This window comes from Blastococcus sp. OS1-29, from assembly GCF_057628075.1.
Window position 1 is genome coordinate 313,333 of sequence record NZ_JBXXJK010000007.1, and the last position, 13,889, is coordinate 327,221.

Annotated in this window: 14 protein-coding genes; 9 read left to right on the plus strand and 5 right to left on the minus strand. The window is 72.9% G+C overall.

From position 1 onward, the window contains the following. Nucleotides 1–8: 8 nt before the first annotated feature. Nucleotides 9–1,133, plus strand: coding sequence for a ferrochelatase (locus AC2H4J_RS19375; protein WP_487466533.1), 1,125 nt, complete (start codon nucleotides 9–11; stop codon nucleotides 1,131–1,133). A 97-nt stretch (nucleotides 1,134–1,230) separates the two neighbouring features. Here AC2H4J_RS19375 and AC2H4J_RS19380 read toward each other — a convergent pair whose 3' ends face one another. Continuing rightward, the gene (locus AC2H4J_RS19380; protein WP_487466534.1) at nucleotides 1,231–1,968 is read right to left on the minus strand and encodes a hypothetical protein; all 738 of its coding nucleotides are present in this window, start codon (nucleotides 1,966–1,968) and stop codon (nucleotides 1,231–1,233) included. 96 nt (nucleotides 1,969–2,064) lie between these two features. Between AC2H4J_RS19380 and AC2H4J_RS19385 the strand changes: the two genes are divergently transcribed. Next, nucleotides 2,065–2,502, plus strand: a complete 438-nt coding sequence (locus AC2H4J_RS19385) for an NfeD family protein (RefSeq protein ID WP_487466535.1) — start codon at nucleotides 2,065–2,067, stop codon at nucleotides 2,500–2,502. A 73-nt stretch (nucleotides 2,503–2,575) separates the two neighbouring features. After that, nucleotides 2,576–3,748, plus strand: a complete 1,173-nt coding sequence (locus AC2H4J_RS19390) for an SPFH domain-containing protein (protein WP_487466536.1) — start codon at nucleotides 2,576–2,578, stop codon at nucleotides 3,746–3,748. 38 nt (nucleotides 3,749–3,786) lie between these two features. Here the strand turns inward: AC2H4J_RS19390 and AC2H4J_RS19395 are convergent, their stop codons facing one another. Together AC2H4J_RS19395 and AC2H4J_RS19400 are read right to left on the minus strand one after the other, a co-directional pair. Continuing rightward, on the minus strand, nucleotides 3,787–4,680 hold the full coding sequence (locus AC2H4J_RS19395; RefSeq protein ID WP_487466537.1) for an RNA polymerase sigma factor SigF: 894 nt from the start codon (nucleotides 4,678–4,680) through the stop codon (nucleotides 3,787–3,789). Between the two features lie 32 nt (nucleotides 4,681–4,712). Further along, a complete protein-coding gene (locus tag AC2H4J_RS19400) occupies nucleotides 4,713–5,210 on the minus strand; it encodes an ATP-binding protein (protein ID WP_487466538.1) in 498 nt (165 codons plus the stop codon). 230 nt (nucleotides 5,211–5,440) lie between these two features. Between AC2H4J_RS19400 and AC2H4J_RS19405 the strand changes: the two genes are divergently transcribed. Together AC2H4J_RS19405 and AC2H4J_RS19410 are read left to right on the plus strand one after the other, a co-directional pair. After that, the gene (locus AC2H4J_RS19405; RefSeq protein WP_487466539.1) at nucleotides 5,441–7,282 is read left to right on the plus strand and encodes a SpoIIE family protein phosphatase; all 1,842 of its coding nucleotides are present in this window, start codon (nucleotides 5,441–5,443) and stop codon (nucleotides 7,280–7,282) included. A 64-nt stretch (nucleotides 7,283–7,346) separates the two neighbouring features. Then, complete coding sequence (locus AC2H4J_RS19410; protein WP_487466540.1) at nucleotides 7,347–8,354, plus strand: DNA topoisomerase IB; 1,008 nt, start codon at nucleotides 7,347–7,349, stop codon at nucleotides 8,352–8,354. A 49-nt stretch (nucleotides 8,355–8,403) separates the two neighbouring features. Here the strand turns inward: AC2H4J_RS19410 and AC2H4J_RS19415 are convergent, their stop codons facing one another. Beyond that, nucleotides 8,404–8,802: an STAS domain-containing protein gene (locus tag AC2H4J_RS19415; RefSeq protein ID WP_487466541.1), complete on the minus strand. Its 399-nt coding sequence runs from the start codon at nucleotides 8,800–8,802 to the stop codon at nucleotides 8,404–8,406. 210 nt (nucleotides 8,803–9,012) lie between these two features. Continuing rightward, the gene (locus AC2H4J_RS19420; RefSeq protein ID WP_487466542.1) at nucleotides 9,013–9,426 is read right to left on the minus strand and encodes a hypothetical protein; all 414 of its coding nucleotides are present in this window, start codon (nucleotides 9,424–9,426) and stop codon (nucleotides 9,013–9,015) included. 104 nt (nucleotides 9,427–9,530) lie between these two features. Here AC2H4J_RS19420 and AC2H4J_RS19425 point away from each other — a divergent pair, with 104 nt between their 5' ends. The 4 genes from AC2H4J_RS19425 (at nucleotide 9,531) to ligD (AC2H4J_RS19440) (ending at nucleotide 13,638) form a co-directional block, all read left to right on the plus strand. Beyond that, nucleotides 9,531–10,085, plus strand: a complete 555-nt coding sequence (locus AC2H4J_RS19425) for a DUF1360 domain-containing protein (RefSeq protein ID WP_487466543.1) — start codon at nucleotides 9,531–9,533, stop codon at nucleotides 10,083–10,085. A 119-nt stretch (nucleotides 10,086–10,204) separates the two neighbouring features. Next, nucleotides 10,205–11,176: a non-homologous end joining protein Ku gene (ku, locus tag AC2H4J_RS19430; protein ID WP_487466544.1), complete on the plus strand. Its 972-nt coding sequence runs from the start codon at nucleotides 10,205–10,207 to the stop codon at nucleotides 11,174–11,176. 1 nt (nucleotide 11,177) lies between these two features. Next, a complete protein-coding gene (gene ligD, locus AC2H4J_RS19435) occupies nucleotides 11,178–12,635 on the plus strand; it encodes a non-homologous end-joining DNA ligase (protein ID WP_487466545.1) in 1,458 nt (485 codons plus the stop codon). A 76-nt stretch (nucleotides 12,636–12,711) separates the two neighbouring features. Beyond that, entirely contained in the window at nucleotides 12,712–13,638 is a 927-nt protein-coding gene (gene ligD, locus AC2H4J_RS19440) for a non-homologous end-joining DNA ligase (RefSeq protein ID WP_487466546.1), read from the plus strand. Nucleotides 13,639–13,889: the final 251 nt, after the last annotated feature.

The window sequence follows — 13,889 nt, forward strand, 5'->3', positions numbered from 1 at the left end:
GTATGGCCATGCCGTTGGCGTCCGACGTCGACATCTACGCGGGTCAGCGGCCCGACGAGGAGCCGAGCCTCGCCGTCCGCAACAACGGCGGCGCCGAGCCCCCGGCACAGCCGGCCCCCGCCGGGCGTCGGGAGGCGCTGCTCGTGCTGTCCTTCGGCGGGCCGGAGGGGCCCGCCGACGTGATGCCGTTCCTCCAGAACGTGACCCGGGGCCGTGGGATCCCGCGGGAGCGGCTCGAGGCCGTCGCCGAGCACTATCACCACTTCGGCGGCGTCAGCCCGATCAACGACCAGAACAAGGCCCTCATCGGCGCACTCGAGAAGGAGTTCGCCGCCGCCGGCATCGACCTGCCGATCTACTGGGGCAACCGCAACTGGGCGCCCTACGTCGAGGACGTCTGGCGGCAGATGGCCGGCGACGGCATCGAGCACGTGTACGTCTTCGCCACCTCGGCCTACGCGTCGTTCTCCGGCTGCCGGCAGTACCACGAGGACATCGCCCGGGCCCGCGCGTCGTACGGCGGCGGCCCGACCGCGGAGAAGCTGCCGCACTACTTCGACGCACCCGGCTTCGTGCAGGCCAACGCCGACGCGCTCGCCGCGGCGATCGCCTCGCTGCCCCAGGGGGTCCGCGACACCGCACGGCTGGTCGCGACGGCGCACAGCATCCCCGAGTCGATGTCCGCCGTCGCCGGTCCGCAGGGCCACGCCTACGAGGCGGAGCTGACCGCGGCGACGGAGCGGGTCGTCGCCGAGGCCGCCCCGGGCCGCGGGTTCGACCTCGTGTGGCAGAGCCGCAGCGGGCCGCCGTCCGTCCCGTGGCTGGAGCCGGACGTCAACGACCACCTGCGGGCGCTGGCCGCGGCGGGGGAGACGGCCGTCGTGGTGTTCCCGGTCGGGTTCATCAGTGACCACCTCGAGGTGATCTGGGACCTCGACAACGAGGCGAGGGAGACCGCCGCCGAGCTCGGGCTCGCCTTCGCCCGGGCCGCCACGGCCGGCACCCATCCGGCGTTCGTCGCGGCGATCCGGGAGCTGCTGGAGGAGCGCCGCGCCGGGGGGCTCCCTCGCCTGGGCACGAACTGCCCCGCGTCCTGCTGTTTCGTGGCCAGGCCGAGCCGGCCGGCGGCCTGACGGGTTCGCTCCTGGGGTGTCGTGCACGCTCCAGGGGTCGGGCACGACTCCAGATGCGGGAAAAACGCCCCAGAAGCGCGTTGGCGTCGCCGGCCGGTTAGCGGGGCACCCAGTTGAACGCGGCCGCGACGGCCTCCCGGACCGCGGCTGACAGCGGCCGCAGGGCGTCGTCCCGGCGTGCCGCCTGCGCGTGGTTGACCGCGCCGCCCGGCGCGTCGGCCATCGCGAGATCGAGGACGGCGGCCAGCCGCTGGGCGCGACCGAGGACGGACACCGCGAGCGGCTCGTGGTCGTCGGGGAGCGGCGGTGCCGGCGCCGTCTTCCCGAGGCCGGCCAGCAGCGACGGCACCTCCGGGTTCCAGCGGGCGACGTCGAGCCCGGCGAGGGTGCGTGCGGCCTCGCCCACGGCCAGGTCGAGCGATCCGGACAGCGCGCGCAGCGAGCCCTCCACCGGCGGGGCCACCGGCGGTGCGCCGTCCAGCGCGAACGCCGTCCACTGCACCACCTCCGGTCCGAGTGCCTCCGGCACCAGCGCGAGCCGTTGGCCGACGGCGGCCTGGCCGGACTCGAGTGCCTGGGCAGCCAGCCCCGGGACCGCGGGAAGCCCCCGGACGTCGCCGGCCACCGGCAGGACCAGCCGGAACCGGTGTTCGCCCAGGCCGCGCAACGCCGTCAGCGCCCAGCCCAGCGGCACCGCCTCGTCGCTGCCGGGGAGGCCCGAGACACGGTGCGCGGTGTCGCCGGCGAGGGCGTCGAGGGCGACGTCGTAGGAGGCGCGCCCGGTCAGCCAGGCCGTGGCCCAGACCGCGAAGCGTCCGGCGGGGAAGTCGTGCACCCAGCGAGGCTACGTCGGGGGCCCGACTGTTTCAGGACGGTGACGGTACGGAGCGACGGGCCCTCACCGGGGACGTGGTCTGGAACACTCGGAGCCATGGCGGCATGGTTGCTCTGGCTGATCGCCGGAGGGCTGTTCGCGGCGGGTGAGATCGCGAGTCTCGATCTCGTGCTGCTCATGTTCGCCGGCGGCGCCCTCGGGGGCATGACCGTCGCCCTCGTGGGCGGGGCGACCGTGCTGCAGATGATCGCGTTCATCGTGATCTCCGGGGTGCTGCTCGCGCTCGTGCGGCCCGTCGCCCAGCGGCATCTCCTGGAGCGGACGCCGCTCCAGCTGGACGGCGTCGACAGCCTCATCGGCCGCACGGCCAAGGTGACCCGCGAGATCGACGTCTCCGGGGGTCGGATCCGGATGGGGGCCGACGAGTGGACCGCGCGCAGCCAGCACTCCGGCGAGACGTTCGCCGTCGGCGAGATGGTGCGCATCCTGCAGGTCGACGGCGCCACGGCCGTGGTCGGCGACGCGCTGGAGTGAATACCCGGCCCGGGTACTGACGATTGCGGACCGGCCGGGGCACGATCAGGGCTGACACTCAGGGAGGAACCCCGTGACACCCGCACTCATCGCGCTGATCGTCGTGGCGCTGTTCGTGATCATCGTGCTGGCCAAGAGCGTGACCATCGTTCCGCAGGCGCAGGCCAAGGTGATCGAACGCCTCGGCCGCTACAGCCGCACGCTCTCGCCCGGTCTGTCCATCCTGGTGCCGTTCGTCGACCGGGTGCGGGCCACCATCGACCTGCGCGAGCAGGTCATCTCCTTCCCGCCGCAGCCGGTCATCACGTCGGACAACCTCCAGGTCGGCATCGACACCGTCCTGTACTTCCAGGTGACCGACCCGCGGCTGGCGGTCTACGGGATCGCGAACTACATCACCGGTATGGAGCAGCTGACCACCACGACGCTGCGCAACGTGGTCGGTGGCCTCAACCTCGAGGGTGCGCTGACCGGTCGCGACGGCATCAACAGCCAGCTGCGCGAGGTCCTCGACGGCACGACCGGGCCGTGGGGCCTGCGGGTGGCGCGCGTCGAGATCAAGGCGATCGACCCGCCGGCGTCCATCCGCGACTCCATGGAGAAGCAGATGCGCGCCGACCGCGACAAGCGCGCCATCATCCTGACCGCCGAGGGCGCTCGGCAGTCGGCGATCACCACCGCCGAAGGGCAGAAGGCCGCCGCCATCCTGTCGGCCGAGGGCAAGAAGCAGTCGGCGATCCTCGAGGCGGAGGCCGAGCGGCAGAGCCGGATCCTGCGCGCCGAGGGTGAGCGCGCGGCCCTCTTCCTGCAGGCGCAGGGGCAGGCCAAGTCGATCGAGACCGTGTTCCAGGCGATCCACGACGGCAAGCCCGACCAGGGCCTGCTCGCCTACCAGTACCTGCAGACGCTGCCGAAGATCGCGCAGGGCGACGCCAACAAGATGTGGATCGTCCCCAGCGAGTTCAGCAAGGCGCTCGAGGGCCTGGCGAACCTCGGCGGCGCCGAGGGTGGGAAGTCGTGGATGGACGTCGGGGCGGCGGCCAACGGTGCCGCGAAGACGACGCCGGAGATCGACACGAGCGACTGGTTCGAGTCGCAGCTGCCGCCCGCGGCCGACCAGCGCGAGGCGCACATCGAGCTGACCAGCATCGCCGACGCGCCGCCGCCGGCCATGCCCTCACTCGCCCAGGCCAAGGAAGAGGTTCAGGACACCCCGCAGATCGGCCCCGGCCAGCCCCAGGCCTGAGCCGCGGAGGGGACTTTCTGTACAGAAAGTCCCCTCCGTCAGTCCTTGAGCAGGCCTTCGCGGAGCTTGGCCAGCGTCTGGCTGAGCAGCCGGGACACGTGCATCTGCGAGATGCCGATGTCGGCGGCGATCTGCGACTGGGTCATGTTGCCGAAGAACCGCAGGATGAGGATGCGGCGCTCGCGGGCGGGGATCGTGGCCAGCAGCGGCTGCAGGGACTCCCGGTACTCCACGCCCTCGAGCGCGGCGTCCTCCTCACCCAGGGTCGCGGCGAGGGTGGGGGAGTCGTCCTCGCCCGAGAGCCGCTCGTCCAGCGAGCTGCTGCGGTAGGCGTTGGCCACGGCCAGCCCCTCGAGCACCTCCGCCCGCGGGATGCCCAGGTGGGCGGCCAGCTCGGACGGCGTCGGCGCCCGCCCGTTCTTCTGCGCCAGCTCACCGACCGCGGCGTTCAGCGACAGGTGCAGCTCCTGCAAGCGGCGCGGCACGCGCACCGACCAGCCCTGGTCGCGGAAGTGCCGCTTGATCTCGCCGGTGATCGTCGGGACGGCGAAGGACAGGAACTCCACGCCGCGCGTCGGGTCGAACCGGTCGATGGCCGCGATGAGCCCCAGGGTGCCGACCTGCAGCAGGTCGTCGAACGGCTCCCCGCGATTGCTGAACCGGCGGGCGAAGTGCCGGACGAGGGGAAGATGCTCCTCGACCAGGATCTCGCGCAGTCGCTCGCGGCGCGGGTCGTCCTTCTCCAGCGTCGCGAGCTCCGCGAACAGGGGCGCGGTCCGCTGGGCGCGTCGGCGGTTGTCCGAGATCGGCGGCGCGTCGGCCTCGGCCTCGGGGGCGTCCGGGGTCTCTGCGGGAGTGTCCGGCGTGGCGATGGCGTCCTCCGCTGATCCCGGCGTCGTGGCGGACCTCTGGTCGGGCAGAGGAGTGCCCACGACGGGTGTCTCGTCCGTGGCCGGCGACCGGCTCACCGGGCCACCGAGAGGTTCTGCCCGGCTTCGTTCCCGGCGCCGGTCGGCCCGTGCCCCGGCAGGTACTTGTCCATCGCGATGAGGCCGACCGGACCGGTCGACCCGTCCCCGCCGGGCACCTCGGCCTGCGTCGCGCGGCGCGCGTCGACCGCGTCCACCAGGGTGGCGAGGATGGCCCACCCGAAGCCGTCACGCGGAACGTCGGTTCCTTCGGTGGTCGGCACCCAGGCCTCGATGTGCAGCCCGGCGCGGGTCGTCTCGAAGATCACCGTGAGCGGTGCATCGCCGGCCGCGATCTGCGCGAGCGTCGCGCACGCCTCGTCGACGGCCAGTCGCAGGTCTTCGACCGAGTCCAGGTCGTAGTCCATCCTGATCGCCAGGTCACCGGCCATCGCGCGTACCGCCGGAAGCTGGGTCGCGGTGTTCGGAACCCGCAGCTCCAGCCGCTCAGCCCGTCGCCCGTCCTGTGCGAGGGCGCCCCTCGAGTCGACCATGCGTCGTCCGCTCCTTCGTTCCCGGCGCGCTCGTGGTTCGAGTCGCGACGGTTCATCCTGACCTGCCCCCGTCGAGAGGCCGGGTGCGGGGCCCCGCTTCCGTTCGCGGACCGCCCAACCGCTGTCGACTACCCCGGACGAACGCGGTCCGAAACGTGCCACTGACACCTCCGGGTGGCGTCCCGCGGTGCGGTTGCCGTGCCCGGCCTGCTGGTATTGGCTGGCTCCAGATGAACGCCAGCTCCGACCCCGAGTCACCCGGCCCCGCCGGGGACGACGCCGTCCTCGTGTCGGCCCTGGAGTCCGCGCCTGCGGCCATCTACTTCTTCACGTCGGCGCGGGAGCCGGTCTGGGCGAACGCGCGGGCACGGTCGGTGGGCACCAACCGGAGCGCCTTCCCGGTCGTCGACGGGCGTCCCGTCGCCGACCTCGTCGACGACGTGCTGCACACCGGTCGATCCGAGACCGTGCGCGGCGCCCTCGACGGCGGGGCCTCGGCGACCGCGGTGGCGCGGCCGATGCGCGTCGGCGACAGCCCCGGGGTGCTGTTGGTCCTGGAGACCGACGGCGCGGAGTCCGACGGCGCACGCTGGTCGAAGGCGGTCGACGTCGTGGAGCAGGCCCAGCTCTCCCTCCTGCCCCCGTCCCTGCCGATGCTGCCGGACCTGCGCCTGTCCGGGAGCTATCACCGCGCCTCGGCGGCCCATGCGGCCGGTGGGGACTGGTACGACGCGGTGCCGCTGGGCGCCGGAAGGGTCGCCCTGGTCGTCGGCGACGCCGTCGGGCACGGGGTCCCGGCGGCGGGCGCCATGAGCCGGCTGCGGGGCGCGATGCGGTCGACGGTCCTGCGGGACCCCTCGCCGCGGGCGGTCCTCGACGCGCTCGACGCCTTCGCCGTGGAGATGGACGACGTCGAGGGAGCGTCGGTGTTCTACGGGGTGCTGGACGCCCACAGCGGCACCCTGACCTACGGGGCGGCCGGTCACCCGCCGCCGCTGGTCGTCCACGCCGACGGCCGGACGTCGTTCCTGGCCGGCACCCCCCGTCCCCCGCTGGGCAGTCTGCCCGGCGCGACCACCCAGATCTCCGAGCTGACCCTCGAGCAGGGGGCGACGCTCGTACTGTTCTCCAACGGCGCGATCGCCGCCCGAGGCACGGCAGCGCCGGACGAGGCGATGAACCACCTGGCCGACGTCTCGCGGTCGGTGCTGGGGGCGCCGGGCGCGTTGGAGGCCGACGCCGCCGCGGGCCTGGCCTCCGCGGTCGCGGAGGGCGTACGGCGACCCCAGGGGTGGCCGGACGACGTCGCCGTCCTCGTGGCGCACCGCCGGGAGACCAGACTGGAACCGTTGCGCCTGGATCTGGTGGCGACCCCGGCCGTGCTGCCCGGGGTGCGCCGGCGGCTGGGCGCCTGGCTGACCGCCCTGGGCATGGGTGAGCAGGACCGGGTGGGGGTCATGGTGGCCGTGGGCGAGGCCGCGGCCAACGCTGCCGAGCACGCCTACCGAGGGGCCGAGCCCGGCCCGATGTCGGTCACCGCGCACGTCGACGTCGACGGCGTCCTGACCGTCACCGTCCGCGACGCGGGCACCTGGCGGCCGCCGGACCGCGATCCCGGCGACCGGGGCCGGGGGCTGCTGATCATGCGTCAGCTGGTCGACACCGTGACCCTCGACGAGCGGGCCGAGGGCACGACGGTGACCTTGAGCCTGCGGCTGCGCCGCAGTCCCGACGTCGACCCCGACGTGCCGGCGAGCACCTCTTCGGCGGCCGTGCGGGTCGACCGGGACGGTCCGCGCCCGGTCGTCGTTGTCGCCGGCGCGGTGGACGAGATCGGCGCCGAGCAGATGCGCATCCGGCTGCTGGAGGCCAGCCACGGCGGCACGGGTCGGGTGGAGCTGGACCTGACCGGTGTGTCGATGTTCAGCAGCGCCGCGGTCCGGGTCGTCCTGGCCATCGCGCGCATCGGCCGCGGCGAAGGGTGGCGGCTCGTCGTCCATGCCCCCGAGGGCGGCGTGACCCGGCACATCCTCCAGATCAGCGGGCTGGGCGGTCTGGTCGACCTGCAGTGACCTCGCCGGGTGACCGCACCGCCGCCTCCGTTTGGGGAACCCCGCCGGTGCACATCTTCCTGGGGTGAGACTTCGGCGCAGTGACGTCAACGGACCCGGGTACCGACGTCGCCGCGCCGGCCGCGGATTCGCCTACACCGACACCGACGGCGCGGTCATCCGGGACGAGCGGCTCGACCGGGTCCGTGCCCTGGCGATCCCGCCGGCGTGGAAGGACGTCTGGATCTGCCCCTGGCCGAACGGGCACATCCAGGCCACCGGCGTCGACGCGGCCGGGCGCCGCCAGTACCGCTACCACGACGAATGGCGGGTGCGGCGGGACGCCGAGAAGCACCAGCGGGTCCTGGAGATCGCCCACCAGTTGCCCGACGTCCGCGATGCCGTCGTCGCCGCGATCCGGACCCGCGGGCTGAACCGCGAGCGGGTGCTGGCCACGGCGATCCGGCTGCTGGATCTCGGCACCTTCCGGATCGGCAGCGAGCAGTACGAGGAGGAGAACGGGACCTACGGGCTGGCGACGCTCAAGCGCGAGCACGTGTCGGTGCGCGGGGAGCGGACGTTCTTCTCCTACACCGCCAAGGGAGGCATCGCGCGCGAGGTCGAGATCACCGACCGGCCGACGGCCACCGTCGTCCGCCAGCTCCTGGAGCGTCCGGAGGACGCCGGCGAGGATCTGCTCGCCTACCAGCTGGACGACGGCAGCTGGCGCGACGTGACCAGCAGCGAGATCAACCTCTATCTGAAGGAGCTGAGCGGGGCCGAGATCTCCGCCAAGGACTTCCGCACCTGGAACGCGACCGTGATGATGGCCGCCGCGCTGGCCGAGACGCCACCCCCGAAGACGAAGACCGCCCGGAAGAAGGCGGTCCGCGCCGCCTACGTGCGGGTGTCGGAGCAGCTGGGCAACACGCCGGCCGTGTGCAAGGCCAGCTACGTCGATCCGCGCGTGGTCGATCACTTCGAGCACGGCGAGACCGTGGTCGAGGCGCTCCGGGAGGCGGGGGACGCCGACGGGGACCGGGACGCGCAGCGGACACTGGAACAGGCGGTCTGCCAGATGCTGTCGGCCTGAAACGAGGAAAGCCCCCGCCGGCTCGGCGGGGGCTTTCCTCGTTCGGTGTTCAGCGAGCCGTGTTGTCGGCGATCGTGAAGAGGTCGATCAGGCCGGTCACCTCGAGCGGGCGGGTGACCGCACGGGTCGTGGCGATCAGGCTCAGCGCCACGTCACGAGCGCGCGAGGACTTCTGCGTCTCGACGAGCACGGCCAGGCCCGCGGAGCCCAGGAACTGGACGCCGGACAGGTCGATGACGAGTTCCTTCGGCTGCTGCTCGAGCTGGCTGTCCAGGGTCGAACGCAGCACGGGAGCGGTGAAGGTGTCCACCTCGCCGACGACCGTCACCGTCACCACGCCGTCCTCGCTGGTGGAGGTGGACAGCGTGATCACGTCGTCGAAGGGCGCCTCCGTGCCCTCGGCGGACACGTCGGGCTGCCCTGCGGCAGGAAGGTCGGAAGTGGTCACGGACAGTGCTCCTCTCGGCGGTACTCCGGGCGGCGGACCGCCCGGTCAATCTACCGCTGTGCGGACCGGGGGCTCATGTCCCCGGTTCCGCAGGTGGTCGAACGGGTGTCGTGGTCGGAGCGGACCCCGATCCCGACGCGGCTGACTGCTGAACCGCGACAACCAACGTAGACAACCGCACGAGCCCGTGCCAACCCACCCCGGGGGTGATCACCCGTCGATGACGTGGACCGCGCTCTCCTCCGGGCCCTCCCCACCGATCGGGGCGTCGGCGGTCGCCTCGATGTCGTCGGCGGTGCGCTCGGTGCCGGAGTCGGTGGGCGGCGTGGTGTCGAGGTCCTGCTCCAGCTGGGCGAACGCGCGCTGAGGGTCCTCGGCCGGGCGGACGCCGGAGGCGTCGTCCGGGATCTCGCGGGCGAGCCGGCCGTCGAGCGACTCGCCCTCGGCCTGCTCCAGCGACGTCGTGCCGAAGTCGGCGCTGGCGCCGGGGCGCTCTCCCGGCAGCGGGGCGAACTCGGGATCCTCGGCGCGCTCCATGGTGGGCGAGTCGTCCTGGGAGACCTCGGGGAGGCCCTCGTCCTCCGGGAAGATGTCGCGGGCCGTCTGGCCTTCGGGCTGCGTCATGCCGTGCCCCTACCCGCCGGCCCGGCGGCCATGCGCGGCTGTGGTCCTCCGCACGCCGGGTGACGTGCGGCATGCCCGGACGACGGCGGGGGTAGCGCGCTGCCATGACCCTCGCGAAGGACGTCCGCAGGTGGGCCCGCACGCAGCGGCGGGAGTACACCAACGGCGAGGAACGGCCGCTCGCCGGCGACCTCGGCGCGATGGGGGTCTACGTCGGGCTGGTGTCCGCCGCCGCGGCGGCCGTGCGCGCCTCGGGCCGGGAGCTGCCCGAGCGGATCCCGGTCGGCGACGCGGTGCTGCTCACCGTCGCGACCTTCCGGCTCGCCCGCCGGATCGCCAAGGACCCGGTCACCGCACCGATCCGGGCTCCGTTCACCCGCTTCGAGGGGGCGTCCGGTCACGCCGAGGTCGCCGAGGAGGTGCGTGAGCACGGCGGCGTGAAGCACGCGGTCGGCGAGCTGCTCACCTGCCCCTTCTGCCTGGCGCAGTGGGTGGGTACGGGATTCGTGTTCGGCTACGTCAGTGCGCCGAAGGCCACCCGGCTGGCCGCCCTCACCATGACGATGGTCGCCGGGTCCGACGTCCTGCAGTTCGCGTACGACGCGATCCAGAACGGGGGGTTGGCCCCGCAGACCGAGGGTGTCGAGCCCCCGGACTGATCGCCCGGACGGGGGAGTCGGCGCGTCGGACGACCTGCCGCGGGTACCTGCTCGGACCTATCCTGTGATCTTGACCTGGTCAGGGTCATGAGTCTGCGGAGCTCGGGGAAGGTTGCGGCATGCGATCGATCTGGCGCGGGGCCGTGTCGTTCGGCCTCGTCAGCATCGGCGTGAAGCTCTACTCCGCCACCGAGGACAAGGACATCCGCTTCCACCAGGTTCATGCCACCGACGGCGGGCGGGTCAAGTACAAGCGGGTCTGCTCGATCGACGGCGAAGAGGTCGAGTACTCCGACATCGCCAAGGGCTACGAACTGCCTGACGGCCAGGTCGTCATCCTCACCGACGAGGACTTCGAGGACCTGCCGCTGTCCACCCGGCGCGAGATCGAGGTGCTGGAGTTCGTCGCCCAGGACGAGATCGACCCGATCATGTTCGAGAAGACGTACTACCTCGAGCCCGACGGCCCGGCGGTGCGCCCGTACGCGCTGCTGCGCGACGCCCTGGAGAACGCCGGCCAGGTGGCCATCACCAAGATCGCGATCCGGCAGCGGGAGTCGCTGGCCGTGCTGCGCGTGCGTGACGGCGTCCTGGTCATGCACACCATGCGGTGGCCCGACGAGATCCGCCGTCCCGACTTCGCGTTCCTCGACGAGGAGATCTCCGTCCGCCCGCAGGAACTGAAGATGGCCGAGGCCCTGATCGGCTCGATGACCAGCGAGTTCGACCCGAGCCAGTTCACCGACGACTACCGCGAGGCCATGACGGCGCTGCTCGAGGCGAAGCAGAGTGGTGGCGAGGTCGCCCAGGTGCCCGAGGTGCCGGACGACGGGTCCGCGGTGGTCGACCTGATGAGCGCGCTGCGGCGCAGCGTCGAGCGGGCCCGCGGCGGTGCGGCGGACGACGCCGACGAGAAGCCCGCCCCGGCGAAGAAGGCGGCGGCCAGGAAGGCGGCGCCCGTGAAGAAGGCGGCGCCCGCCAAGAAGGCCACCGCGGCCAAGAAGACCACCGGGACCACCGAGAAGAAGACGGCCCCCGCCAAGACCACCGCTGCCAAGGCCCCGGCCAAGCGCGCCCGCCGCAGCGCCTGACGTGCCGACCCGGCGGGAGGACCCGCTCGCCGAGTACCGCCGCAAGCGCGATCCCGCTCGGACGGCGGAACCGGTGCCCGCGGCGGGTCAGCCGCTGCCGGTGGGGAACGACGACACGTTCGTCGTCCAGGAGCACCACACGCCGCGTGGCCGCACCGGCGAGCGGGTGCACTGGGACCTGCGGCTGGAGCGCGACGGCGTCCTGAAGAGCTGGGCCGTGCCGAAGGGGCCGCCCGCCGAGCAGGGGGCCAACCGGCTGGCCGTCCCCACCGAGGACCACCCGCTGGAGTACGCCTCGTTCAGCGGCACGATCGCCGCCGGCGAGTACGGCGGCGGCGAGGTCAGCATCTGGGACGCCGGGCGTTACGCCACGGAGAAGTGGGACGACCGGCACATCATCGTCACGTTCGACGGCCGGAGGCTGGCCGGCCGGTACGCGCTCTTCCCGCTGGACGACGGCGCCTGGAACATCCGCAAGCTGGACCCGACGCCGGCGCCCGACCAACCGGCGCCCGCGCCGCTGCCGATGCTCGCGACCGCCGGCGCGCTGCCGGAGGACGACGACCGCTGGGGGTACGAGTTCAAGTGGGACGGGGTCCGGGCGGTCGCCTCGGTCCGCCGCGGGGCGCTGACCTTCACCTCCCGCAAGGGCACCGACATCACCGTCCGCTATCCGGAAGTGGCCAGGCTGCCTGCGACGCTGGCCGGCCACGACGCGGTGGTCGACGGCGAGATCGTCGCGATGGACGCCGCTGGCCGGCCCGACTTCGGGGCCCTGCAGAACCGGATGCACCGCACCGGGCCCGAGGTGCCGCGGATGGCGGCCGAGAAGCCGGTGACCTACCTGGTCTTCGACCTGCTCTCCTGGGACGGCGAGGAGCTGCTGGACCGGCCGTATGCGGAGCGGCGCACCCGGCTGGAGGACCTGGGGCTGGCCGGGCACCGCTGGGTGGCCACCCCGTGGTTCTCCGGGGGCGGGCCCGGCGTGCTGGCCGCGAGCGAGGAGAACGGGCTGGAGGGCGTCGTCGCCAAGCGGCTGAGCTCGCCCTACCGCCCCGGCCTGCGCAGCCCCGACTGGCGCAAGATCAAGAACTTCCGCACGCAGGCGGTCGTCGTCGGCGGCTGGCGGCCGGGGCAGGGCCGGCGACAGGGGACGATCGGCTCGCTGCTCGTCGGCGTCCCGGACGACGAGGGCCGCCTGGTGTACGTGGGCCACGTCGGCACCGGCTTCAGCGACCAGGATCTGCGGGACCTGCAGCGCATGTTCACCGCGCGGACGACGCCGCCGTTCGAGGGCGCGCTGCCACGGGAGGTCACCCGCGACGCGCACTGGGTCGAGCCGGACCTGGTCGGTGAGGTCGCCTACGCCGTCTGGACGACCGACAACCGGCTGCGCCACCCCTCCTGGCGCGGGGTGCGCGACGACCTGGAGCCCGACGACGTGGTGGTCGAGCCGTGAGCGCTGTGAGCGGACAGGGGCGCGAGCATCGCAGCGAGGAACGAGCGAGGAGCGGAGTGCACCGCGGGAGCGAGCCGTGAGCCCCGCCAAGCAGCGGGTGGAGATCGACGGGCGGACGCTCGCGGTCTCCAACCTGGAGAAGGTGCTGTTCCCGGAGGTCGGCGTCACCAAGGCCCAGGTGATCGACTACTACGTGCGGATCGCGCCCGTGCTGCTGCCGCATCTGGCCGGGCGGCCGGTCACCTTCACCCGGTGGCCCGACGGCGTGGAGGGGCAGACGTTCTTCGAGAAGAACAGCGCCCGCCACGCACCGGGGTGGGTCCGCCGGGTGACGATCCCGAGCCCGGGCAGCTCGACCGGCCGGGAGACCCTGGACATGGTGGTGCTGGAGTCGACCGCGGACCTCGCCTGGTCGGCCAACCTGGCCGCGCTGGAGCTGCACGTGCCGCAGTGGCAGGTGGACGCGGACGGCGTCCCGCAGCTGCCCGACCTGCTCGTCCTCGACCTGGACCCGGGCCCGGACACCGGGCTGCCCGAGTGCTGCGCCGTCGCCGAGCGGCTGGGTGCACGGTTGGAGGCCGACGGGCTCGACCCGGTGGTGAAGACGTCGGGCTCCAAGGGCATGCAGGTCTACGCGCCGATCGAGGCCGCCGACCGGGAGCACCCCAGCCGGTACGCGAAGGCGCTGGCGCAGGAGCTGTCGGCGGAGACGCCGGACGACGTGGTCTGGCGCATGGAGAAGGTGCTGCGGCCGGGCAAGGTGCTGATCGACTGGAGCCAGAACAACCCGGCGAAGACCACCGTGGCGCCCTACTCCCTGCGGGCCCGCGCGGGGGCGACCGTGTCGACGCCGATCGGCTGGGACGAGGTCGACGCCGTCCGCGAGGGTGCCGACCCGGCGATGCTGCGGTTCACGACGGACGACGTCCTGGCCCGGGTCGAGGAGTACGGCGACCTGTTCGACGTCGCCAACGCCCGCCGCGCCCCGCTTCCGGACGCCTGACGCCGGTCGTCGCGCGCGACCGGGCACCTGTCAACGACATTCCTCGCGGATGACGTGGTTACCCGCACGATCCTCGGCCTCACCGCGGCGGCCCCGCGTCGTTGTGCACCTATCGGGGTGATGGGCGTGGCGGATTCAACTGGTCGTCGCAACACCAGCTTGTTGATCTTCGGAGAGTAGTCGGGCGAGGACTTCGGCTGGGGTCTTGAAGCCCAGGGTCTTGCGGGGGCGCCCGTTGAGTTTGGCGGCGA